General features: G+C 38.6%; 26 protein-coding genes and 1 pseudogene. 26 read left to right on the plus strand and 1 reads right to left on the minus strand.

The features are described from left to right. Window positions 1-7 precede the first annotated feature (7 nt). From ACFFGV_RS17620 to ACFFGV_RS17740, 25 genes and pseudogenes are all read left to right on the plus strand, one after another. Window positions 8-1117, plus strand: a complete 1110-nt coding sequence (locus tag ACFFGV_RS17620) for a DegT/DnrJ/EryC1/StrS family aminotransferase (RefSeq protein ID WP_377350677.1) — start codon at window positions 8-10, stop codon at window positions 1115-1117. Between the two features lie 33 nt (window positions 1118-1150). After that, window positions 1151-2125, plus strand: a complete 975-nt coding sequence (gene rfbB, locus ACFFGV_RS17625) for a dTDP-glucose 4,6-dehydratase (protein WP_377351115.1) — start codon at window positions 1151-1153, stop codon at window positions 2123-2125. 133 nt (window positions 2126-2258) lie between these two features. Further along, on the plus strand, window positions 2259-2624 hold the full coding sequence (flaG, locus tag ACFFGV_RS17630) for a flagellar protein FlaG (RefSeq protein WP_377350679.1): 366 nt from the start codon (window positions 2259-2261) through the stop codon (window positions 2622-2624). Between the two features lie 15 nt (window positions 2625-2639). After that, complete coding sequence (locus ACFFGV_RS17635) at window positions 2640-4136, plus strand: flagellar hook-associated protein 2 (protein ID WP_377350681.1); 1497 nt, start codon at window positions 2640-2642, stop codon at window positions 4134-4136. Between the two features lie 20 nt (window positions 4137-4156). Beyond that, window positions 4157-4546, plus strand: coding sequence for a flagellar export chaperone FliS (gene fliS, locus ACFFGV_RS17640; protein WP_377350683.1), 390 nt, complete (start codon window positions 4157-4159; stop codon window positions 4544-4546). Beyond that, window positions 4524-4892, plus strand: coding sequence for a flagellar protein FliT (gene fliT, locus ACFFGV_RS17645; protein WP_377350685.1), 369 nt, complete (start codon window positions 4524-4526; stop codon window positions 4890-4892). The genes fliS and fliT overlap by 23 nt, the downstream gene beginning before the upstream one ends. 16 nt (window positions 4893-4908) lie before the next feature. After that, a complete protein-coding gene (locus ACFFGV_RS17650; RefSeq protein WP_377350687.1) occupies window positions 4909-5277 on the plus strand; it encodes a DUF8042 domain-containing protein in 369 nt (122 codons plus the stop codon). A 319-nt stretch (window positions 5278-5596) separates the two neighbouring features. Next, window positions 5597-6151 carry a ribosome hibernation-promoting factor, HPF/YfiA family gene (hpf, locus tag ACFFGV_RS17655; protein ID WP_377350689.1) on the plus strand — a complete coding sequence of 185 codons (555 nt, stop codon included), beginning with the start codon at window positions 5597-5599 and terminating at the stop codon, window positions 6149-6151. Between the two features lie 210 nt (window positions 6152-6361). Further along, window positions 6362-6517, plus strand: a complete 156-nt coding sequence (locus tag ACFFGV_RS17660) for a hypothetical protein (protein WP_377350691.1) — start codon at window positions 6362-6364, stop codon at window positions 6515-6517. Window positions 6518-6726: 209 nt separating this feature from the next. Beyond that, window positions 6727-9252, plus strand: coding sequence for a preprotein translocase subunit SecA (gene secA / locus ACFFGV_RS17665; RefSeq protein WP_377350693.1), 2526 nt, complete (start codon window positions 6727-6729; stop codon window positions 9250-9252). Window positions 9253-9323: 71 nt separating this feature from the next. Continuing rightward, a protein-coding gene (gene prfB / locus ACFFGV_RS17670; protein ID WP_377350695.1) for a peptide chain release factor 2 occupies window positions 9324-10425 on the plus strand; the annotation gives its coding sequence in 2 pieces (ribosomal slippage) (window positions 9324-9395 and window positions 9397-10425; 1101 coding nt in all). 499 nt (window positions 10426-10924) lie between these two features. Beyond that, window positions 10925-11788 (plus strand): YitT family protein, encoded by an 864-nt coding sequence (locus ACFFGV_RS17675; protein ID WP_377351118.1) that lies wholly within the window; start codon window positions 10925-10927, stop codon window positions 11786-11788. A 60-nt stretch (window positions 11789-11848) separates the two neighbouring features. Beyond that, window positions 11849-12235: a cytochrome c551 gene (gene cccB / locus ACFFGV_RS17680; protein ID WP_377350697.1), complete on the plus strand. Its 387-nt coding sequence runs from the start codon at window positions 11849-11851 to the stop codon at window positions 12233-12235. A gap of 342 nt (window positions 12236-12577) precedes the next feature. Further along, window positions 12578-13264 (plus strand): cell division ATP-binding protein FtsE, encoded by a 687-nt coding sequence (ftsE, locus tag ACFFGV_RS17685; RefSeq protein ID WP_377350699.1) that lies wholly within the window; start codon window positions 12578-12580, stop codon window positions 13262-13264. Beyond that, a complete protein-coding gene (gene ftsX, locus ACFFGV_RS17690) occupies window positions 13254-14147 on the plus strand; it encodes a permease-like cell division protein FtsX (RefSeq protein ID WP_377350701.1) in 894 nt (297 codons plus the stop codon). Before ftsE ends, ftsX begins: the two co-directional genes overlap by 11 nt. Window positions 14148-14179: 32 nt before the next feature. Next, the gene (locus ACFFGV_RS17695; RefSeq protein WP_377350703.1) at window positions 14180-15586 is read left to right on the plus strand and encodes a murein hydrolase activator EnvC family protein; all 1407 of its coding nucleotides are present in this window, start codon (window positions 14180-14182) and stop codon (window positions 15584-15586) included. Window positions 15587-15700: 114 nt separating this feature from the next. After that, window positions 15701-15940 (plus strand): PDDEXK family nuclease, encoded by a 240-nt coding sequence (locus ACFFGV_RS17700; protein ID WP_377350705.1) that lies wholly within the window; start codon window positions 15701-15703, stop codon window positions 15938-15940. A gap of 100 nt (window positions 15941-16040) precedes the next feature. After that, window positions 16041-16193 (plus strand): annotated as a pseudogene (locus ACFFGV_RS17705) (TnsA endonuclease N-terminal domain-containing protein); the annotation flags it as partial. 147 nt (window positions 16194-16340) lie between these two features. Continuing rightward, complete coding sequence (locus tag ACFFGV_RS17710) at window positions 16341-16961, plus strand: AAA family ATPase (RefSeq protein WP_377350708.1); 621 nt, start codon at window positions 16341-16343, stop codon at window positions 16959-16961. Next, window positions 16958-17335, plus strand: a complete 378-nt coding sequence (locus ACFFGV_RS17715; RefSeq protein ID WP_377350711.1) for an urease accessory protein UreH domain-containing protein — start codon at window positions 16958-16960, stop codon at window positions 17333-17335. Before ACFFGV_RS17710 ends, ACFFGV_RS17715 begins: the two co-directional genes overlap by 4 nt. Window positions 17336-17436: 101 nt before the next feature. Then, window positions 17437-18351 (plus strand): F510_1955 family glycosylhydrolase, encoded by a 915-nt coding sequence (locus tag ACFFGV_RS17720; protein ID WP_377350714.1) that lies wholly within the window; start codon window positions 17437-17439, stop codon window positions 18349-18351. 151 nt (window positions 18352-18502) lie between these two features. Next, window positions 18503-19234: an urease accessory protein UreH domain-containing protein gene (locus tag ACFFGV_RS17725; RefSeq protein WP_377350716.1), complete on the plus strand. Its 732-nt coding sequence runs from the start codon at window positions 18503-18505 to the stop codon at window positions 19232-19234. Window positions 19235-19262: 28 nt separating this feature from the next. Next, window positions 19263-20651, plus strand: a complete 1389-nt coding sequence (locus tag ACFFGV_RS17730) for a sensor histidine kinase (RefSeq protein WP_377350718.1) — start codon at window positions 19263-19265, stop codon at window positions 20649-20651. Then, entirely contained in the window at window positions 20644-21321 is a 678-nt protein-coding gene (locus ACFFGV_RS17735; RefSeq protein WP_377350720.1) for a response regulator transcription factor, read from the plus strand. Before ACFFGV_RS17730 ends, ACFFGV_RS17735 begins: the two co-directional genes overlap by 8 nt. 86 nt (window positions 21322-21407) lie before the next feature. Continuing rightward, window positions 21408-21623, plus strand: a complete 216-nt coding sequence (locus tag ACFFGV_RS17740) for a hypothetical protein (RefSeq protein ID WP_377350723.1) — start codon at window positions 21408-21410, stop codon at window positions 21621-21623. 358 nt (window positions 21624-21981) lie between these two features. Here the strand turns inward: ACFFGV_RS17740 and ACFFGV_RS17745 are convergent, their stop codons facing one another. After that, a complete protein-coding gene (locus tag ACFFGV_RS17745; protein ID WP_377350725.1) occupies window positions 21982-22209 on the minus strand; it encodes an SHOCT domain-containing protein in 228 nt (75 codons plus the stop codon). A gap of 182 nt (window positions 22210-22391) precedes the next feature. On the opposite strand from ACFFGV_RS17745, the gene ACFFGV_RS17750 reads away from it, so the two are divergent. Then, window positions 22392-22787 carry a cupredoxin domain-containing protein gene (locus ACFFGV_RS17750; RefSeq protein WP_377350727.1) on the plus strand — a complete coding sequence of 132 codons (396 nt, stop codon included), beginning with the start codon at window positions 22392-22394 and terminating at the stop codon, window positions 22785-22787. Window positions 22788-22830: the final 43 nt, after the last annotated feature.

Below are 22830 nucleotides of genomic sequence, written 5' to 3' on the forward strand. Positions count from 1 at the left end.
TGTAAAAATGATAAAAGTTAGTCAACCCTTTCTACCACCTAAAGAGGAATACAATGAGTATATTTCCAAACTCTGGGAGACGAAATGGTTAACAAACAATGGAGATTATGTAACAACACTTGAGACTCAGCTGAGAAACTACTTAGGAGTACCAGCCTGTTTATTTGTAAGTAATGGTACGGTTGCAATGCAGTTAGCTATAAATGCTCTGGGAATATCGAAAAAGGTTATTACTACTCCTTTCTCTTTTATAGCTACTACTACCTCTATACTGTGGCAGAAATGTGATCCTGTTTTTGTGGATATTAAACCCGAGACGCTTTGCATCGATGAGAAGAAAATTGAAGATTCCATAACGGAGGATACAGAGGCAATATTAGCTACGCACGTGTTCGGTATCCCTTGTAACGTAGAAGCGATTGAAAGAATTGCGGTGAAGTACAGCTTGAAAGTTATTTACGATGCAGCACACGCTTTTGGAGTAACATACAACGAGCAGTCGTTATTACAGTATGGAGATATATCAACCATAAGCTTTCATTCGACGAAGTTGTTCCATACCATTGAGGGGGGTGGCGTTTCTTGTAATAATACCTCCTTTCAGAAAGAGCTCTATGCATTGAGACAGTTCGGTATGATAGAAGGGGAGCATGTAATGCCTGGAATTAATGCTAAAAACTCTGAGTTTCATGCAGCTATGGGTTTGTGCAATTTAAATTATGTGGATGAAGTTATTACCTATAGAAAAATGCTCTCACATGCATATGATTCTACATTCAATAAATATGAATCTATAATAAGGCCAGCAATACCAGCAAATGTAGAGTATAACTATAGTTATTACCCTATTATTCTGAGTGATGAGAACGTATTGTTAGATGTGCAGAACCACCTGTATAGGAAAGGGATAGAAACAAAGCGCTATTTTTATCCTTCTCTTAATAAGATAGACTATCTATCACATAAAACTATTTGTCCGATTTCAGAGGATATTTCCAAGCGTATTTTATGTTTACCTTTACATACCGATATAAATACAGAAGATGTGGAATTTATAGCTAACATTATCGTTGAAATTATACATGAAGAAATAAGAGCAGTGAATCCTATTTCATAAAGCTGTTTAACCAGACAAGAAGGGATGAGGACAATTAAACTTTTAGTTACCGGCGGGCTGGGCTTCATTGGAAGTAACTTCATTAAGTATATTATGGAACAGTATCCTTCTTATCATATTGTCAACCTGGATGCCTTAACATACGCGGGGAATATAGAAAACCTACGTAACTTAGAGGACTGTCATCAATACAAGTTTGTAAGAGGAGATATAACTGATAGAGAATTTATATTTAATCTTTTTAAACAGGAATCATTTGATGTTGTCGTAAATTTTGCAGCGGAGTCTCATGTAGATAGAAGTATTGTGGACCCTAGTATTTTCGTTAAAACGAATGTTCAGGGTACTCAAACTTTACTGGATGCTGCGTTGGAATACAAGATTACTAAGTTCGTGCAGATATCCACTGATGAAGTATATGGCTCCTTAGGAAAGACAGGATATTTTACAGAAGAAAGCCCCCTAAAGCCTAATAGTCCATATAGTGCTAGTAAAGCTAGCGCAGATCATTTTGTACGTTCTTACTACGAGACATATGGCTTACCTGTATGTATAACAAGGTGCTCTAATAATTATGGGCCCTTCCAGCACAAGGAAAAGTTAATACCTCTCATGATTGTTAATGCACTTAAAGATCAATACCTGCCTGTATATGGTAGGGGAATTAATGTGAGAGATTGGATTTATGTGGAGGATCACTGTTCTGCTATTGATGTCGTTATACATAACGGAAGAAGCGGAGAAGTGTATAACATTGGTGCAGATAATGAGCTTACTAACATTGAAGTGGTAAAAAGAATATTATATTTACTAGACAAACCTAATTCATTAATTAGCTACGTAGAGGATCGACTTGGCCACGATATGAGGTATGCTATTGATTCCACAAAGATAAAAAGAGAATTGGGCTGGACTCCTACTAAAGAGTTTGATGACGGTCTACAAAACACTGTGAATTGGTACATTTCAAAATTTGGAATAAATTGCGAATTGGTTGATGCATTTTAATAAAACTAGTACAGGTTTCTTTTGTGACGAAGTAATATCTATTAGGATATTTTCGTCATTTTTTGTTTCAATCTAAAAATATATGTACAGGAGGCCGATACTATTATTAGATGAACGTAAGGGAGTTGAAATTGTGGTGATTGGGGAAATAAACAGCAGTACTCAACACCTGCAGCAATTCAGACTACAGGAAAATAGCACACAAAGCCAGGTGATGATTAGAAGAAAGGAAAATGATGTACATTCATTAATAGCAAAACTAGAAAAAGCACCGACAAAAATGGAAATCGAGAATGTATTATCCAAACTAAATGAAGGCTTGAACGAAACACAAACCTCTATACGTTACAAACTACACGAAAAATTAAATGAGCTCTACGTTTCCATTGTGGATGCAGAAACAGAAGAGGTAATTCAAGAGGTGCCTCCTAAAAAGCTCCTAGACATTTATGCATTTGTAGCGGAATCGTTAGGATTAATTGTAGATCATAAAATATAGGGAGTTGAACGAAGCATGGCAGACCTTATGAGAGTTGGCGGACTAGCTTCTGGTATGAATACGGATGAAATTGTTACACAATTGATGAATGCTGAACGTATTCCACTTAACAAAATGGAAAGAGATAAGACGTGGCTCACGTGGCAGAGGGATGCGTATCGAGACGTAAACAAGCAGCTGTTAGATTTTAAAACGAAAAGCCTTGAAATGAATTATGCGAGCAGCTACAACAGTAAGTTGACATCCTCTACAAATGAAAATGTAGCCACTGCGACCGCATCTAGTGGTGCCGGTAATGGTAAATATAATATCAATGTCACTCAATTAGCAGATGCAGCCTATAAAGTTAGTGATAACTCCATTTCCCAAGCTGGAAACAAAATAGATGCTTCTGGCAAGTTAAGTGATCAATCGTTCAAAACGCCGTTCAGTGAGGGTAAGTTTACGATTAAAACGTATGGTAAAGATGGAGAGAAATCTGTAGAGTTTGAAGTTACAAATGATAAGTCTCTAAACGATATAATGAAGGAAATAAACGATGCGGATCTCGGGTTAAGAGCATTCTACGAGAAATCTTCGGATAAAATTATGATAGAGCGGACAGAAACAGGTAATTTTAATACATCTGGGAATGAAATTGAGTTTAGTGGATCAAATAGTGCATTCCTAACAGACACTTTAGGGTTAACCACAGAAACTGGTGGGAATGACGCCAAGTTCAGCTATAATAATGGTGCATTGGACATTACATCGAACGATAATTCATACACCTTGAACGGGGTTACGTTCAATTTTCAATCGACTGGCTCCACTACAATTGATGTATCTAGTGATGTAGATACTGCTTTACAAAATGTTAAGGACTACGTGGAAAGCTATAATAAAATTGTAGAGGATCTTAATGAACAAGTGGCCCAGCGTAAGAATAGAGATTATTCTCCACTAACGGAAAAAGAAAAAGAGGGTATGGAAGAAAAGCAAATAGAATTATGGGAAGAGCAAGCTAAGAAAGGTCTTCTTTATAGTGATTCTGTAATTCAGAATGGTTTATCTAATATGCGTACTCAATGGTATTCTCAAGTCAACACGTCAGGTAAGTTCGATTTAATAGCGGACATAGGAATTACTACCTCTAAGAATTTCCGAGATGGTGGTAAGCTGGAAATAGATGAGGAAAAGCTAAGAGAGGCTTTAACGGAAGACCCCGCATCTGTGCAAAAGTTGTTTACAGGGGAAGGAAATGTTAAGGGCCTAACAGATAAATTAAGAGATACAGTCAATTCAACTACAGATGCAATTGAAAGAAAAGCTGGTAATGTGTCAAGTGGTCCTGAATCCTATACAATTGGGGAAAATATAGTAGATTTACAAGATGAAATGGATGAGTTCCAAAATCGTTTGAATAAAATCGAGGATCGGTATTGGAGCCAGTTTACTGAGATGGAAAAGGCAATACAAAAGATGAATTCACAGTCTCAGCAAATAGCCAGCTTTGGGTTTTCAAATTATTAGAAAGAAGGAGTAATTAACTTATGGGGATTGAAGTCTATCAAAATAACTCTGTGCACACAGCCTCTCCAGGGGAACTGACGCTAATGCTTTATAATGGCATCATAAAATTTATAAAGATGGCTAAAAAGGGATTAGACGATAATAACTTCGAGCAAAAGAATATCAATATCCAAAAAACTCAAAACATCATCACAGAATTAATGGTGACAATGGACAAGAATTATAAAATCACAGAAGAAATTATGCCATTATATGATTATATGAATCGCAGATTAATGGAAGCAAATTTAAAAAACGATTCTGCCATATTAGACGAAATTCTAGGGATGGCGACAGAATTTCGTGATACATGGAAAGAAGTAATTAGGGTAAATAGAGAACAAAATTATGGAAATTCAAAAAATGTCTAATAGAGATGTAATGATAAGCATTTATGAAATAACAAAGAAAATGAATGCTTATCTAGATAACACTTCAAGTCAAACTAGAGTAAAGACGTTTGAGGAAGTAAACGCTTTGTTAGATGCTCGTTCAACTCTTCTAAACCAATTAGAAGATATAAATAAAGAAGATCCTCTATTAGTAACAATAAAGCAATTGAATCAAGAAGTAGATGCAAAAATAAATCAAAATTTTACTTCTCTTAAAAATGAAATGATTCAATTTCGAAAACAGTATTCCTCCAATGAAAAGTATAGAAACCCATACAAGAATGTCTCAGGATTTGATGGGATGTACTTAGATAAAAAAAAGTAAGTAGGTGAAAGGTAATATGTCCAGTACAACAACACAGGATGATTTAGTGATCCAATATGTGGATCTAATAGGCGTAATGAATGAAGGTTTTTCCTATTTAAAGGCAAATCTTCAAAGCTCAGAAAATAAAGAAACAGAACAGATTTTCTCCGATATAGTAGCTGCTTTTCAACAATTACATGATAGTAATCGTCAGTTGAGTGTTTCCTTTCAGAACGAGGAGGATTTCACAGGACACTTAACAGAGTTTCAAGGTATTGTGGAGAATGTTTCTAACTGGTTTGATTTATACACAAACGAACAAAAGCATACTCTCATTTCGGACCATATCATCCCCGATTTCCAAGCATGGCAAGAAAATTTACATAGTAAATTAAATAAATGATTACTTTAAACACGGATATACTCTCTCCGTGTTTTTTTAATGAATAGCTAAGCGAAAATTTCACAAATCTGTAAAGCATATTGTGCTATCTTTTCTGCCGAAGTGGTGTACAATAAGAATAAGAACAGTACTTTAAATTTTGTGTTAAATAATTGTTTAACTCAGGTAAATGAAGGGTACTTTTCTTAAACAACCCATCCTTATTTGTTCTACCAACAATTACCGACATATAATTTTCCGAAAAGTCAAAATATTAATAGAAGCTTATGGGTGGTTGTGGTAGAATATGAATACATAAGGATGAAAGGAGGACACTTTGATGAAGTACAACATTCGTGGTGAAAATATTGAGGTAACAGAAGCCCTGAGGGATTATGTGGAAAAGAAAATTGGTAAGCTGGGGCGTTACTTTGAGGAAGAGCCATCTTCTGAGGTACATGTCAATTTAAGTGTCTATAATGATGAGCAGCAGATTGAGGTCACGATTCCGATGCCACACTTACTATTACGTGCTGAGGAGCAGCATGTTGACTTATATGCCGCAATTGATCTTGTGGTAGATAAGCTAGAGCGGCAGATTCGTAAGCACAAAACGAAGGTGAATCGTAAATTCCGTACTGCAGAAAATGCACCTAAATATGTTTTCGCTCAAATGGAAGAAGATGCGAAGCGTGCAGATCCTTATAATAATGAAGATATTGAAATTGTCCGTAATAAGCGGTTTGACTTGAAGCCGATGGATTCTGAAGAGGCAGTCCTGCAAATGGATATGCTGGGTCACAGCTTTTTCGTCTTCCGTAACGTAGACACAGATAACACAAACGTTGTGTATCGCCGTCGCGATGGAAAGTATGGATTAATTGAACCAAGCTAATGAATAGAAAGGCTCCCATTAATGGGGGTCTTTTTTTGCGTTATATTGACTTTTATATAAACCGGTGAAGGTTCTACTCTACTTATTCCATTTGCTTTTATTAATATAGATTTTTCTTTGCGTTTTCTAGCAGCATTATCTCTTTTTCCGTATTCGTCTTGTTTGTCGAACGGTGGTATAACTAGAGTATGCTGAAAGGAGGAGAAGAGGATGGAATGTGAATCTTGTCGAATGATGCTGCAAAAGCTTCGCAAGCAGGAGGAGTTATTAACTCAATTAATACACTTCGTAGCTAACAATCATGAACGGATTGTGGGACTGGAGAGCGAAGTGAAGCAGCAGCCTTATAAACACCTCATTAGTTAATTTCCTCCTATTTATGCGAGTCCCCACTCCCTCGCGCGTTACCTCGTAATACTCCCTCACAGAGAAGAGCAGTTCCCCTCGGACTGCTCTTTTCGCTATGCCTACAGGCAAGGGCCTCTAGTTGTCATTCAGCTTCCATTAGTGTTATTATTAAACTTGGACTAATCTATAATAAAGATGGATTTCTATCAAATAGAGGAGCGTTATACATGCGTGCTTTAATTAAAAAAGTGTTTGGAGACGAGAACTCTCGCAAACTGAAACAAATAAATAAAATCGTAGATGAGATTGAAGGTCTCGAGCCACAAATCGAGCAGCTTTCAGACGATGAATTAAAGCAGAAAACAGAAGAGTTTAAAGGTCGTTATCAACAAGGGGAGAGCCTGGACGATATGATGACAGAGGCTTACGCAGTTGTTCGTGAAGCTTCCAAGCGTGTCCTTGGCATGCGTCCATTCCCTGTGCAGCTGAGCGGTGCGATAGCCTTGCATGAAGGAAATATTTCAGAAATGAAAACAGGGGAAGGTAAGACCCTTGCTTCCACGATGCCAGCCTATTTGAACGCATTGACCGGTAAAGGCGTTCATATTATTACGGTGAACGATTACCTAGCCAGCCGTGACGCAGAGGACATGGGGCAGCTGTATAACTTCCTTGGACTTACAGTTGGTTTAAATGCCAATGGTCTCTCTAAAGAGGAAAAACGAGAAGCATATGACGCAGATATTACGTACGGTACAAACAATGAATATGGTTTCGATTATTTAAGAGATAACATGGTGCTGTATAAGGATCAAAAGGTGCAGCGCCCTCTTCACTTTGCGATTATTGATGAAGTGGACTCTGTCCTTATTGATGAAGCAAGAACGCCACTTATCATATCAGGTTCTGCTCAAAAGTCAGCAAACATGTATCACATGGCGGATCGGTATGTAAGAACGTTACGGGAAGAGCAGGATTATACCTATGATGAGAAAACGAAGGGTGTTCAGCTGACCGAAGAGGGGATTAACAAGGCGGAGAGCTTTTTTGCAATCGAGAACTTGTTTGACCTTTCCAATGTGACGCTGACGCATCATATTAATCAGGCGTTAAAAGCTCATACTTCCATGATTCGTGATAAAGATTACGTTGTTCAGGAAGAAGAGGTTGTTATCGTTGACCAATTTACAGGTCGTTTAATGAAGGGTAGAAGCTATAGCGATGGATTACATCAGGCGATTGAGGCGAAAGAGGGCCTACAGATTCGTAACGAAAGCCAAACTCTTGCAACCATTACATTCCAGAACTATTTCCGCATGTATGAAAAGCTCTCAGGTATGACAGGTACGGCAAAAACGGAAGAAGAAGAGTTCCGTAATATCTATGCAATGGATGTTGTCGTTATCCCAACGAACAAGCCCATTGCTCGTGATGACAAGGCTGATTTAATTTACAAATCTACTGATGGTAAGTTTCGTGCTCTAGTCAGAGATATTCAGGAGCGGTACGAAAGAGGTCAGCCTGTCCTAGTTGGTACCGTTGCGGTGGAAACCTCTGAAGTAATTTCTCAATACTTGAAAAAGGCCAAGATTCCTCATAACATACTGAACGCGAAAAACCACTTTCGCGAAGCAGATATTATCTTAGATGCTGGTCAAAAAGGGGCCATTACCATTGCGACCAACATGGCCGGTCGTGGAACCGACATTAAGCTTGGTGATGGAGTGAAGGAGCTTGGCGGTCTGGCGGTTGTTGGTACTGAGCGTCACGAGTCACGCCGTATTGATAATCAGCTGCGTGGACGTGCCGGACGTCAGGGTGATCCAGGGGTTTCTCAATTCTATCTATCCATGGAAGACGAATTAATGCGTCGCTTCGGCTCAGAAAATATGCTGAATATGATGGAACGCCTCGGTATGGAAGAGGATCAGCCGATCGAAAGTAAAATGGTGTCCCGTGCGGTAGAATCAGCTCAGAAGCGTGTGGAAGGTAACAACTTTGACGCACGTAAAACATTACTCGCTTATGATGACGTGCTCCGCCAGCAGCGCGAGGTCATTTATCAACAGCGTAACGATGTGCTGGAATCGGAGAATCTTCGTGATATCATTGAAGAAATGCTTAAATCCACTATTGATCGTCAGGTAGCCTCTCATACGCAAGAAGAGGAAGAGGAAAACTGGGATCTGGACGCGCTCATTGATTACCTAAAGGGAAATGTCCTGGAAGAAGGCGACATAACTGCATCTGATTTAAAAGGTAATGATCCGGAAGAGATGAAGGATATTATCATGGAAAAAATCAAAGAGCGTTATGATCAAAAAGAAGAAGAGCTAACGTCCGAGCAGATGCGCGAGTTCGAGAAGGTTATTCTTCTACGCACTGTTGATACAAAATGGATGGATCACATCGACCAGATGGACCAGCTTCGTCAAGGAATCCATTTACGCGCATACGGTCAGAACGACCCTCTTCGTGAATATCAGTTCGAAGGCTTTGCGATGTTTGAGAACATGATTGCCGCTATTGAAGAGGAAGTTTCTAAATACGTAATGAAGGCGCAAATTCGGGAGAACCTTCAACGGCAAGAAGTAGCGAAGGGAGCTACGGCCGTTTCTGGTGATGAGGATACCAATCAGAAGGAAAAGAAACGTAAACCAGTTAAGAATACCGAAACCACAGGACGGAATGAACCATGTCCGTGCGGAAGCGGTAAAAAGTATAAGCATTGCTGCATGAATAAAGCGCAGTAACAACGAAGACACTCTCTTTTGGTAGAGAGTGTTCTCGTTTGTGTTGAAACAATATCGAGAGGTGAGCAATCATGGAATTGGTAGATATCAAACATGACTTAGACAAAATGGCTAATCAATTAGCGGACTTTAGGGGGTCTCTTTGACCTCGACAGTAAACAAGCACGTATTCAAGAGCTAGAGGAAGAAATGTCCGATCCAACTTTTTGGGATAATCAACAGGAGGCTCAAAAAGTAATTGGTGAGGTCAACGGCTTGAAGGAGCTAGTTCATACACTGGAACGTCTGCTGGAAACACACGAGAATTTAGAGGTTTCCCATGAATTGGTGAAGGAAGAGCAGGATGAAGAGCTTCACCAGGAGCTGGAAGAGGAAGTAAAGCAGCTGAAGCAGGACCTAGATGATTTCGAGCTGCAAATGCTCCTAAGTGAACCATACGACAAAAACAACGCAATCCTTGAGCTTCATCCAGGTGCTGGCGGAACGGAATCGCAGGACTGGGCAAGCATGCTGCTTCGGATGTACACCCGCTGGGCAGAATGGAAAGGGTTCAAGGTGGAGACGATGGACTACCTTCCAGGAGATGAAGCTGGAGTGAAAAGCGTTACCTTGAACATCCAAGGTCACAATGCCTACGGCTATCTAAAGGCAGAAAAAGGAGTTCACCGTCTCGTTCGAATTTCTCCGTTTGATTCATCCGGCCGACGTCACACATCGTTTGCCTCGTGTGAAGTTATGCCAGAGTTTAATGAAGAAATTGAAATCGAAGTACGGAGTGAAGACTTAAAAATTGATACGTACCGCGCTAGTGGCGCAGGCGGACAGCACGTCAACACTACAGATTCAGCAGTACGCATCACACACGTTCCAACAAAAATTGTCGTAACATGTCAATCAGAGCGTTCCCAAATTAAAAACCGAGAACAAGCCATGAAAATGCTCAAAGCTAAATTGTATCAACGCGAAATTGAACTACAGCAACAAGAATTAGACGAAATTCGCGGAGAACAAAAGGAAATTGGCTGGGGAAGCCAAATCCGTTCCTACGTCTTCCACCCATATTCCATGGTGAAAGATCACAGAACGAACAAAGAAATCGGCAACGTCAACGGTGTCATGGACGGAGAAATCCAACCCTTCATCGACGCCTTCCTACGCTCACAAATAGACTAAACCATACTGCTCACATATTGTGGGCAGTTTTTTGTATTATACGGAAGAGCGCATAACCTGGTCGGAGAGAGCATATCCCGTCCGGAAGAGCGCATAACCTGGTCGGAGAGAGCATATCCCGTCCGGAAGAGCGCATATCCTGGTCGGAGAGCGCATATCCCAGTCGGGAGAGCGCATAACCCAGCCGGAAGAGCGCATAACCTGTCGGGAAGAGAGCATATCTCCGTCTGGAGAGCGCATATCCTGTCTGGAAGAGCGCATAACCCATCCGGAAGAGCGCATTTCCTCCCCCTCCCCTTCTTCTTCTGAACACTCTCTCCCTCTAAAGACTTCACTCCATTAATGCGTTATTCTAGTGTCGTTTACACCCTTATAGCCGCATGCTATACTCCTTATCGGACTTTATTGCATCTACCAACATAATAATGCTCAAAACAAACAAGACTAGAGAGTGAGCAAGTGCTTGCTCATCAGCTAAAGGAGAATGACGCTCATGATGATGAAAAAATATCGACGGGAGCCGATGCCGGATTGGCTGCATCACACGATGGAGTACATAATGGTAATTATTGGGTCGGCTTTTGTGGCTATGGCATTTAATATTTTCCTATTACCGAATGAAATAGCTTCTGGCGGTGTTGCTGGAATAAGTACGATTACGAAAGGGTTGTTTGATTGGGATCCGGCTTATGTTCAATGGGCTTTAAACATTCCTCTGTTTATTTCAGGGGTGCTCATCCTCGGTAAAAATTTTGGAGCAAAGTCACTTGTCGGGACAATCGCCCTTCCTTTTTTTGTTAAGCTCACTGCTTCTATTGATCCAGCTACTGATAATGCTTTACTAGCAGCTATATTCGGTGGAATGGGTGTGGGATTAGGACTTGGCATTGTGTTTCGGGGGCGTGCTTCTACGGGTGGAGTTGACTTGCTGGCTCAGATCCTTCACAAATATACGCATATTCCGCTTGGACTTTGTATAGCTTTAGTGGATGGATTAATTGTATTAAGTGCTGCGATTGTCTTTGATGTAGAAAAGGGATTGTTTGCTTTAATTGGTCTGTTTGCCACGAGCCGCACCATTGATTTTGTGCAAGTGGGATTCAATCGTTCGAAAAATGTCATGATTATTTCCAGGGAATTAGACGAGGTGAAGCTTGCTGTCTTGCAGGAGATTGATCGAGGGGTAACGGTATTAAACGGTGTTGGAGGCTATACAGACGAGGAGCGAAACATATTAATGGTAGTGGTAGAGCAGAGTGAATTCACCAAATTGACACAAACCGTCAAGAAGATTGATTCAAAGGCTTTTGTCATTGCTATGGACGCAGCGGAGGTATTAGGAGAGGGTTTTAAATCTTCTTGAGTAGGATATAATAATTTTGATGGAATTACCATCAGTATATCTCGAAAAGGGGGATTACCTTTGAGGAAGTACTTATTAGCTATATTATTTGGCTCCGCTTTAGTTCTTGGTGCATGTGGCTCTGGTGGAGATGAAGAGAATGGATCTACTGATAATCAGGATGAAAATCAAACAGAAGAAAATGAATCAACTGACGAGTCAGCAGGTGACGAAGGCGGCTCTGTCAATGCAGCCGCAGCAGAAAAATTGTATAAGCAAAATTGTGCAAGCTGTCATGCGAACGATCTCTCTGGTAATGTTGGTCCGAATTTAAAGAAAATCGGAGCAAAATACAATCAGGAAGAAATTGATGGAATTATTATTAATGGTCAAGGCTCTATGCCACCTAAGCAATTAGAGGGCGAAGAGGCAGATACAGTTGCCGCATGGTTGGCAGACAAGAAATAATAGAATATGTAATATAAGGAAAAACAGCCTGATAATAGAATCAGGCTGTTTTTTAATACATTGGAATCAGTTAGGAGTCTTTGTAGTGAAAATAGTCACACAAGGTTAACATTGGATTAAAATAAAGTAACCGCTTTACAGGTCTAAAGTACGCAAAAAACATCTCTGGTTATGTAAAATTTGAAATGTAAATGTAATAATTTTATGCCTAAACAAATCCCAGTTAGATGTTATAATGAATTAGACGCAAAGGAAGTCGTATTTTGTCCTTTTTTATTGAACAAAAATCAAGAAGGATTGGACAGCATAGATAAACAACAATTGAGTACAGGTGGTTAGCTTATGATAGAGATGAAGGACGTGCACAAGACATACCCAAACGGGGTCACGGCTCTTCAGGGAGTTAATTTGTCCATCGATCCTGGGGAATTTGTCTACATAGTTGGTCCAAGTGGTGCTGGTAAGTCCACTTTAGTAGGATTAATGTACAGAGAAGAAAAGCATACGAGTGGTTCTATTGTCATTAATGAGACGGATTTGAACTCCTTAAAAGAAAGAAAAGTTCCATATTTAAGAAGAAATGTGGGAGTTGTCTATCAGGACTTTAAATTACTGCCAAGATTAACAGTTTATGAAAATATAGCATTTGCCTTAGAGGTTATTGAAGAATCTCCCAAAAATATTCGCAAGCGTGTCATGGAAGTGCTTGATCTTGTGAAATTAAAGAACAAAGCTCGCCATATTCCCGATGAACTTTCTGGAGGAGAGCAGCAGCGTGTTTCTATTGCACGAGCTATTGTCAATCACCCAACAGTGATGATTGCCGATGAGCCGACAGGAAATCTTGATCCAGACACATCTTGGGATATCATGAGCATCTTTGAAGAAATTAATGCTAGAGGTACCACAGTTATTATGGCCACCCATAGCAAGGAAATTGTAAACACCATTAAGAAGCGTGTGATTGCCGTTGAGAATGGTCGTATCGTCCGTGACGAAAGCAGGGGTGAATACGGTTATGAAATTTAGAACAGTCGGCAGACACATCCGCGAAGGAAGTAAAAACATTATCCGTAATGGATGGATGACCGTTGCATCCGTTGGTGCTGTTACCACAACGCTATTGCTTGTTGGTATTTTTATTGCAGTAATGTTCAACCTGAATGAAATTGCAAACAATGTTGAAAAAGATGTAGAAATTAAAGTGTTAGTGGAAGTTACAGCTGAAGAGGAACAAGTAGACAGCTTGAAGTCGAAGTTAAATGATATTCCGGAAGTATCTACGGTTGCTTTCTCTTCGAAGGAAAAAGAGCTCAATAGCTTGATTGACAGCATGGGTGATGAAGGACAAGCCTGGGAGCTTTTCGAACAGGAAAACCCTCTCAACGACGCTTTTGTCGTTAAGACAGGCGATCCTCTAGATACATTTGATGTAGCAGAAGAAATTAAAGACTTTGATCATGTGAAAGAAGTAAACTATGGGAAAGACGTTGTGGAAAGACTTCTGAACTTCACTACGTATGCAAGATATATCGGACTTGCTCTTATTGGTGGATTAGTCTTTACAGCTATATTCCTCATATCTAACACGATTAAACTTACTATCATGGCTCGAAGTAAAGAGATTGGCATAATGAAGCTGGTTGGTGCAACAAACGGATTCATTCGTTGGCCATTCTTCATTGAAGGCATGCTGCTAGGTATTCTAGGATCAATCATTCCAATTGCCGGAGTTGTAGGCGGCTACTATTATCTATACAACAACCTAAGAGATAAAATTTCCATCTCATTTATTGAATTACTCCCATTCAATCCATTCGCATGGCAAATCGCATTGTTACTTATTGCCATTGGAGCATTTATTGGAGTTTGGGGAAGCGTCATGAGCGTACGTAAATTCTTGAAAGTATAAAAACAAAGGGCTAGGAAGGGGAAAACGTTGATATGAGGAAGGTTATAGGGACGCTTTCATCCATATCATTTGCTTTAGTGTTGACTTTTAGTTCTACGGTTCAAACAAGTCATGCGGAGAGCTTAAATGATATTGAAAAAGAGATTGAAAGTTTGAAAGAGAAGCAGGAATCCGTTAAGAATCAGGAAAGTGAACTGGAAAGCAGTAAATCAGAGGCTGAAGATAAACTTGAAGAGAATAAAGAAGAGCAGGCTGAGGTTGATGCTCAAATTCAAGAATTAGATCAGCAGGTAAATGATACAAACAGTCAAATAAGAGAGAAAAACAACCAAATTACCACTAAAGAAGAAGAAATTAAGAAAACCGAAGAAGAGATTAAGCAATTAGAAAAAGACATTGCTGATTTGAAAGAACGTATTGCCAAGCGTGAAGCGCTGTTGAAGGACCGCCTGAAGAACTTACAAAAAAACGGCGGTGACGTTAGTTACTTAGAAGTATTGATGGGTGCCAAGAGTTTTGGGGATTTTCTTGACCGTGCCAATGCGGTGACGAAAATTATGGACCAAGATAAGAACATTATGGAAACCCATATCGCAGAGAAAAAAGAATTAGAAACGAAGAAACAAGAAGTAGAAGAGAAGAAGAAAAATCTAGAATCTCAAAAGAAAGAGCTGGAAAGTAAAAAGGCGGAGCTTGAGGCTCTTAAGAGAAAGCTAGATGAACAACGCGAGTTAAAGAATGAGTTAATGGCTGATCTAGAATCGAAAGAACACGAATTGCATGATAAGAAATTAAACATTGAAGAGGAGCAGCAATTGCTTCAAAGCCAGCAGCAGGCTATTCAAAATGAAATTCAACGTGCAGAACAAGATAAGCAAAATAAGAAAGAGCAGCTGGCAGCACAAAGACGTGCGGAGGAGAAGCAGCAGCAATCCTCTAATAGCGGAGGAAGTGCAACAACAAGCTCCTCTAACGGGAGTTCTTCGGGTGGCTCTGGTTCCTCTGGTGGAACAAGCTCACCATCACAATCAACGTCTTCCAGTGGCTTTGTTTCCCCAGTTAGCGGTGTTGTAACTTCAAGTTATGGCATGCGTTCTGGCGGGTTCCACAATGGAATAGACGTAGGGAAGACTACAGCAAGTGCCTCTATCCATGCAGCTGCTAGCGGAACTGTTATCCGTTCCTATTACTCTTCCAGCTATGGTAACGTAGTGTTTATCTCCCATTCCATGAATGGTCAGATTTATACTACTGTGTACGCCCACTTGCAAAACCGTGAAGTTTCCTCTGGTCAGCAAGTATCTGCTGGGCAACGCCTAGGATACATGGGATCCACTGGACGCTCCACTGGACCACACCTTCACTTTGAATTGCATAAAGGTCCATGGAATGCTTCTAAGAGTAATGCTGTAAACCCAGCAGCTTATATTAACTTCTAAAGTTGTTTAGTGACAAAGATATCGTTAAAAGTTCTAATAAATAATCAAGTATAATTATGCACATCTTAGTTAAGTATTTTAACAAGGTGTGCTTTTTTATTAGGAGGAGGATAAATGGCGCTTTTTAACTATGAACTGACAATGTCTAAAATTGAAAAGTTAAAGAATGAAGGGAGAGGCCATGGAGGATTAGAAACTTATAAGCCCTGGATTACAGTCAGAGACTTGGCATCTAAAGGGAGAAGAAGTCGAGAATTTGGAGTGAAGGTCAATAGAGAATATCATTTACTTTCTGATTTAGAGAGGTATTTCTTTTATATAGCGGAATGGTCAGAGAATATTGTTGATATTTAAGAACAATTTCCTATATTAGAGAGAAGACTATGGAGATTGGTGAAATATTGGGCTTTAAACATCCTAAAGATACCAAAACTAAGGTTAATGCAGTAGTAACATTGGACTTTTTAATTTCGTTCAAAATAAGGCTGGTGAAATTAAAACAGTCGGTAGATCAATTAAGCCTTCTAAGGTACTGATAAATAAAAGAACTATAGAAAAACTATTAATAGAAAAACATTACTTTGAATCTATTGGAATAGATTGGGCAATTGTTACTGAAAGAGAGATTAATAAATGTCTTGCGATTAATATTCAAGAATTAAGAGAATATTTACTTCTCGAATACCAGATAGATAAGGGGATGACAGACTTTCTTTTGAACAAAATGAAAACGCTTTCAAGTGAAGGGGTTATTATGGATGATATTAAAAATATAAAGCTTGATTGTGCACATGATAGCTCTTTAAAGACTATTTGTATGTCGTTCTTATCTGAAATAGATGCTGTACTTGGAACAAATTACGTAAAGGACATTGGCAGAAAAACGTTTTCTACAAGTGCCATGGTAAATAATATGGCTCACTTATCAAAACTTCATGCTTTAGGTATTTTAGTTATAGATGAAATTCAGTATTTGTTATCAGCACAGGGAAGTAATTATGAAAAGGTAATGAAGTTTTTTGCTAGTCTATCGAATTCTGTGGGAGTGCCCCTTTTGCTAATGGGAACCATGAAAGCAAGAGAAATCTTACAAAGTATTTTAGACAAGCTAGAAGATAATATAAGAAAATACATGAGGTGTGTATCTGTTGATGACTTAAAGCAAGGAAATGGCCTGTTACAAAAACATGCTTTACTGCATACACTATTCTTTTTACTCGGCTTCTCCGTCATTTTTCTTGCACTCGGATTTTCAACATCTTTTTTAGGGGAGTTTTTCCTTATGAATGATGAATTTATTCGACAAATAGGTAGTATATTTTTATTGTATTCTTCGAATTTGTCGTGTTTGGAGTATTCAAGCCTAAATTCATGATGAGAGATACGAGGTTAACATATAAACACAAAAGAACTGGGTTTATTGGTTCCAGTTTTGTTGGAATGGGGTATGCAGCAGGTTGGACTCCATGTGCAGGGTCCATCTTAGCTACTGTGTTAGCTATGGGGGTTTCGAATCCAAAACAATCTATAATGTATATGGTTGCTTATGTATTTGGGTTTGCAATTCCGTTCTTTATCATGTCTTTTTTTATCGGAAGGATGAAATGGGTGAAAAGGTATAATCGGTTGATTATTAAAGTTGGTGGATACTCTATGATTGTAATGGGGGTTCTTCTATTTTTTGGATGGATGACTCAACGAACTTCATTCTTATCCACCCAATTTTTTGGAGGCTTTACAGGCTTCTAATATTCAGTGAGACGAAGGGACAGGTCACTCGTCTCACTGCACAAATTCTCGATAATTATCATATAAAATAAGTTCAGGAATTGTTAGAGAGGAAGATAGATGTGTTTAATAAAGGAATAATACTAGCAATAATGACTGGGACTTTACTATTATCGGCTTGCAGTCAGGAGCAATCTGATACTGATGATTACCTGCAGGAATTCGATGGGAAGTTGGAACATGTTCATGGTTTAGGATATATGGGAAGTGATGCTGATCTTGCTTTTGCATCACATGATGGTTTGAAATTTTATCAGGATAGTGAGTGGTATTCTACTTCTCAGCAAAACAATGATTATATGGGATTCACTGCAATAGATGAAGGGTTTTATACGAGTGGACACCCAGGGAAAGGTTCTAACCTTCCAAATCCTCTTGGTGTACAAAAGAGTTTAGATAAGGGGAGAACACTAGAAGAAGTAGCATTTGAAGGAGATTTTGATTTTCATGTCATGGGTGTAGGTTATAACAATCACACGATGTATGTAGTAAATGGTCATGAAACTAACAAGCTTTCTATGGGGGTACATAAAAGTACAGATAATGGAGAGAGTTGGGAAAAGGTAGAGGCTTCAGGACTTCAAGGAGAGGTCATGTCCATTGCTGTACACCCTGAAGATAATAAACGTGTAGCTGTTGCATCCAAAAAGGGAATATATCTTTCTAAAGATGGAGGTTCCTCTTTTACTAGAATAACAGAAGAAACTAACGGGACGACGGTTCATTTTAGCGATGAGATTCTTTACTATGGATATTTCGATAGTGAGGCTAGACTTGTAAAATATCATTACCAAGACCAAAAGAAGACGCAACTGCCATTACCAGACTTAAAGAAAGATGCAATAGCTTATTTCGCACAACACCCTGAAAACGCTGAAGAAATGGTGTTTCTCTCCTTTAACAATCATGCATTCCAAACAACGAATGGTGGAGATAAGTGGAAAACGATTGTAGAAGCAGGAGAAGTACAACAGTAGTGAGAATTTCACTTCATAGTAATCTGAGGTATGGCATTCTATTAAAAGGCAATCAACGTACACCCAATCCTTCTCCCAAATGATTGTATTTACTAATGAATGCTCTAATTGTCCATAATAAATTGCTAGTTCATCAGGGAGGGAGATTTACGTGTATGGAACATTTAGCAGATTAGCTTCTTGGTTTAGTGATCCTTTGTTACATCTTGCTAATGGGTATAATCATATTCCACTTCTAGCTGCTCTATTTCTTGGTTTAGTAGGTGCAGTAGCTCCTTGCCAAATTACTGGAAATATTGGAGCTTTGTCACTCTATGGCAATCAGTCATTACAAACAAAAACTTCATGGTGTCACATTGGTCTATTCATTGCAGGAAAAATGGTTGTATTTTCTGTTCTAGGAGCACTAGTGTGGGTGTTTGGACAGGAGATAAGAGGACAGTTGACCCTCTTCCTTCCTATTATACGAAAGCTTATCGGTCCCACTCTTGTACTAGCTGGCTTATATTTAATAGGTGTTATAAAGATTAGGAAAACGCTAAGACTCGGTAGCATTTTTGAATCCTTCCAAAACAAACCGGCTATTGGTAGTTTCTTTATGGGGATAAGCTTTTCGTTAGCTTTTTGCCCTACTATGTTCATTTTATTTTTTGTTACCTTGATGCCTCTTGTACTTTCTACTTCATACGGAATAGTGTTACCTGGCATATTTGCGGTTGGGACATCATTACCTGTTTTAATTATTCTATTCCTCATATGGTACTTTGACATGAGTGGAATATTACTTAAAAGAAGTCGTATGATAGGAAAGGTTGTCCAAATCATTACTGGATTTCTACTTATTGTAATTGGGATTTTGGATACTCTTACATACTGGCTCTAAATTTCAAACATAACGAGGTTCTCGAAATATGAATAAACTATCCTTTAAATTAGGGGTTCTTATTTTAATATGCATTATGATTGTCGAAGGAATTCTTTTCTTTTTCCTCTACACCAACTTAGCAAACAGTCGTATAGAAGAAGTGTTAGATAATTTGTTAACCCGTGGTAATAGTCATCGAGATGTGTTGGAGAAAAGCTTTAATGAATCAACTTTAAATCATGTCGCATTGATGGAATCAGAAGCTGACACAATCGTCATGATTACAGATGACAAACAAAATGTGATTGCTCAGTCCGAGCCTATGAATGCTGAGATTAACCAATTGATTGCAAAACCTCTTTCAAACATATCCCATCAAGGTGTGATTCTGCATGAAGAGTGGAAGTCAAGTTCGTTTGTGGCTTCCGTTAGCCCTATTCAAATTAATGGTGGTAATCGTGGGTACGTGTATATGTTCTCCCAAACCACAGTCATTAAGAGCGTCATTAATCAATTATCCAATCAGTTCCTGCTGGCTGGCTTTATAGCCATACTTTTAACTGTAGTTGCTATCTTTATATTAAGCCATTTTATTACTAGACCACTCGTTCGCATGAAACGAGCAACAGAAGAAATCATTAAAGGGGACTCAAAAGTTTCATTGGAGTCAAATCGAAAGGATGAGCTGGGACAATTAGCAAATTCAATAGTCATCCTATCTGATGAGCTAGAGCGACTAAAACAAGATCGTAAAGAATTTCTAGCTAGTATTTCTCATGAACTACGCACTCCATTAACCTACATAAAGGGATATGCTAATATCGCCAGTCGAGACATGATAAGTAACGAGGAAAGACAGGAGTACCTGGGCATCATTCGTGAAGAAACCGATCATGTAACACATCTGGTTAAGAACCTATTTGATTTAGCTAAAATGGATCAAAATCAATTTGTTATTCAAAAAGAAGATGTGAATTTATGTGACATGTTAAAAAAGGTAAGAGACAAAATGCATCCGATCTTAAATGATAACCAATTACGTCTAAATATTACGTGTCCAGATAATATCATCATTTATGTGGACCCTGATCGTTTTCAACAAGTAATCCTTAACCTAATGGATAATGCCATCAAACATTCTCCAAACCAATCTACAATCAATATTGATGTGAAAATAAACATGGGGAAGGTAGCTATTACAGTTCAAGATGAAGGTGAAGGTATTCCAGAAGAAGAGGTTCCATTTATATTTGAACGGTTGTATCGCATAGACAAATCCAGGTCAAGAGAGTTGGGGGGATCTGGCCTAGGTTTGTCCATTGTAAAAGAAATTATAGAGAAGCATGGCGGAGAAGTAAAAGTAGAAAGTGTAATAGGAGATGGAACGAAGATGACGATTCTATTAAAAGAGGAGGATATAGTTTCGTATGATTAACATATTGTTAGTAGATGATGAGCAGCGCATGTTAGATTTACTCGAACTTCACCTCTCACCACATGGATATCGATGTACGAAAATAAAAACAGGTCAAGAAGCCATACGTAAGATAGAAGAACACTCTTATGATTTGGTCCTTTTGGATATTATGATGCCTCAATATGATGGCTGGAACGTCTGTAAAGAAATACAAAACATTTCAGATGTTCCTATTATAATGGTAACAGCAAGAGATCAGAAGACAGATATTGTAAAAGGATTGAAAATTGGAGCCGATGACTACGTTACCAAACCATTTGATGAAGATGAATTATTGGCTCGAGTACAAGCATTGTTAAGAAGGACATCAAAAGAAGATTTGATCCATATACATGGTTTAATTTGGGATGGACAAAAACATAAACTATGTTATCAAGACGAACCAATTCCAGTGACACCAAAAGAGTTTGCAATGATTGGTCATTTAATGAAGCATCCAGAGCGTGTATTTAGTAGGGAACAACTCATCGATATCGTTTGGGGATTTCATTCTGATACAGAAGGTCGGACCATTGATTCTCACGTACGAAACATTCGAGAAAAAATAAGACAGACTGGTTTTCCTATTGATGACTATTTCAAAACAGTCTGGGGTGTAGGATACAAGTGGGTAAAAGATGACGAATAAAACCTCACCATTTTGCCACAGAGTCTGCACAGTTTCTTGATAAATACTGGATACACTCCTAATGAGAACAAAAGGAGGGATTTAAGATGAAGAAGAAACTTTTCTCTATCTTACTTGTTTTGTTAATAGTGTTAGGACTCAGTAATGTGGTACTAGCTCACGGAGATGAACATACGAGGGATTTTCATTCTATGCTAGGGTTTGATGTAGCAGAAATGATTCCTTGGATGAAAGACATGCATCCAAACATGAGCGAGGAAGAAATTAACGAGATGTATCGAGATTGTCATCAGAATGAATGATGAAACAGTGAAAAAAGGACCAAGTGAAGGTTCTTTTTTTGCTAGATATACGTTAAGATGTGATGTTCTTGAACGAATACTTTTTAGAGGTTATTATTTTTTATTAGCAATTTTAGTCACATAGAAATTCGCTTTATCTTGTTGAGGGTGAGCAAAGTAGTATATATGGGCTAGCTTTTATAGGGGTCAGGTTGGTTCGATGGTTCTGGATGATGTGGGACTGAGGAACGTAAAAAACCTTACTCTATTTAAGTAAGGTTGGTACATGATATATATTGGCAATATACATCTCTTCTACTCCCGCTTTATGAATGGGAGTTTTTATTATTAATCATTAATTTCCTTGTAGAATGGTTTCTTATTCAGCTATTTTTTTCTTTAATCGATCGTATTCTTCCTCTGTTATTTCACCTCTAGCTAGGCGTTGCTTTAATATAGCGAGAGAATCTTGGTGATTAGCAGATTTTTGTTGGTTACCAGACCAAGATTTCATCAAGATAAGAGCAACAACAATGATACCTATTATAAGTAACCAAGATACTCCCATTCCAAAAAAACCACCCATCATACCTTGACCATTCATCATATTTTAACGCCTCCATTCATGTATAACTAATATCATAAAGATGTATAAAGAAAAACTCAGTGCCTCTTTTCTATATACCCCATCTCGTACTATAACCGATAAAAGTGCATAAATTGTGCAGTATCATAGAAGAAAGAAATTTTATATAAAACAAAACCTCAAACTTCTATTTAGATGAGATGATGTCTGGAGGAATATCAGGTAACGGTGAAGCAGATACCGAAGCTATGTATGATACGTTAAGCAATAATGGTAAAAATGGAAATCAAATTAAAAATGTCGAACCTCAACAAGGAGAGAAGGCAAGGTTTAGATTTATTAATGCGGGTTACCAAACCCAGTTTGTGAACTTTCCAAATCAAAGTATGAGAATTATTTCAGTAGATGGAAAGGATAATAACAATTCACCTTCTCCGTCGAAATCGATGATAGAAATTGCTCTAGTTGAACGAATGGATGTGGAATTTACTAGAACAAATAAATCACCACAGTCAGTAACATTATTGAATTACAATGAGTCAGCCAGTCTCTTAAGTATTCCAGTTAGAGAAAAATCTGTGGATAATAAAAAGATATAACCCAAAATCGTTCTATTAAAACAAGTAAGGCAGTAAACAGTAC

Source organism: Pontibacillus salicampi, assembly GCF_042434395.1.
Lineage (GTDB): Bacteria > Bacillota > Bacilli > Bacillales > BH030062 > Pontibacillus > Pontibacillus salicampi.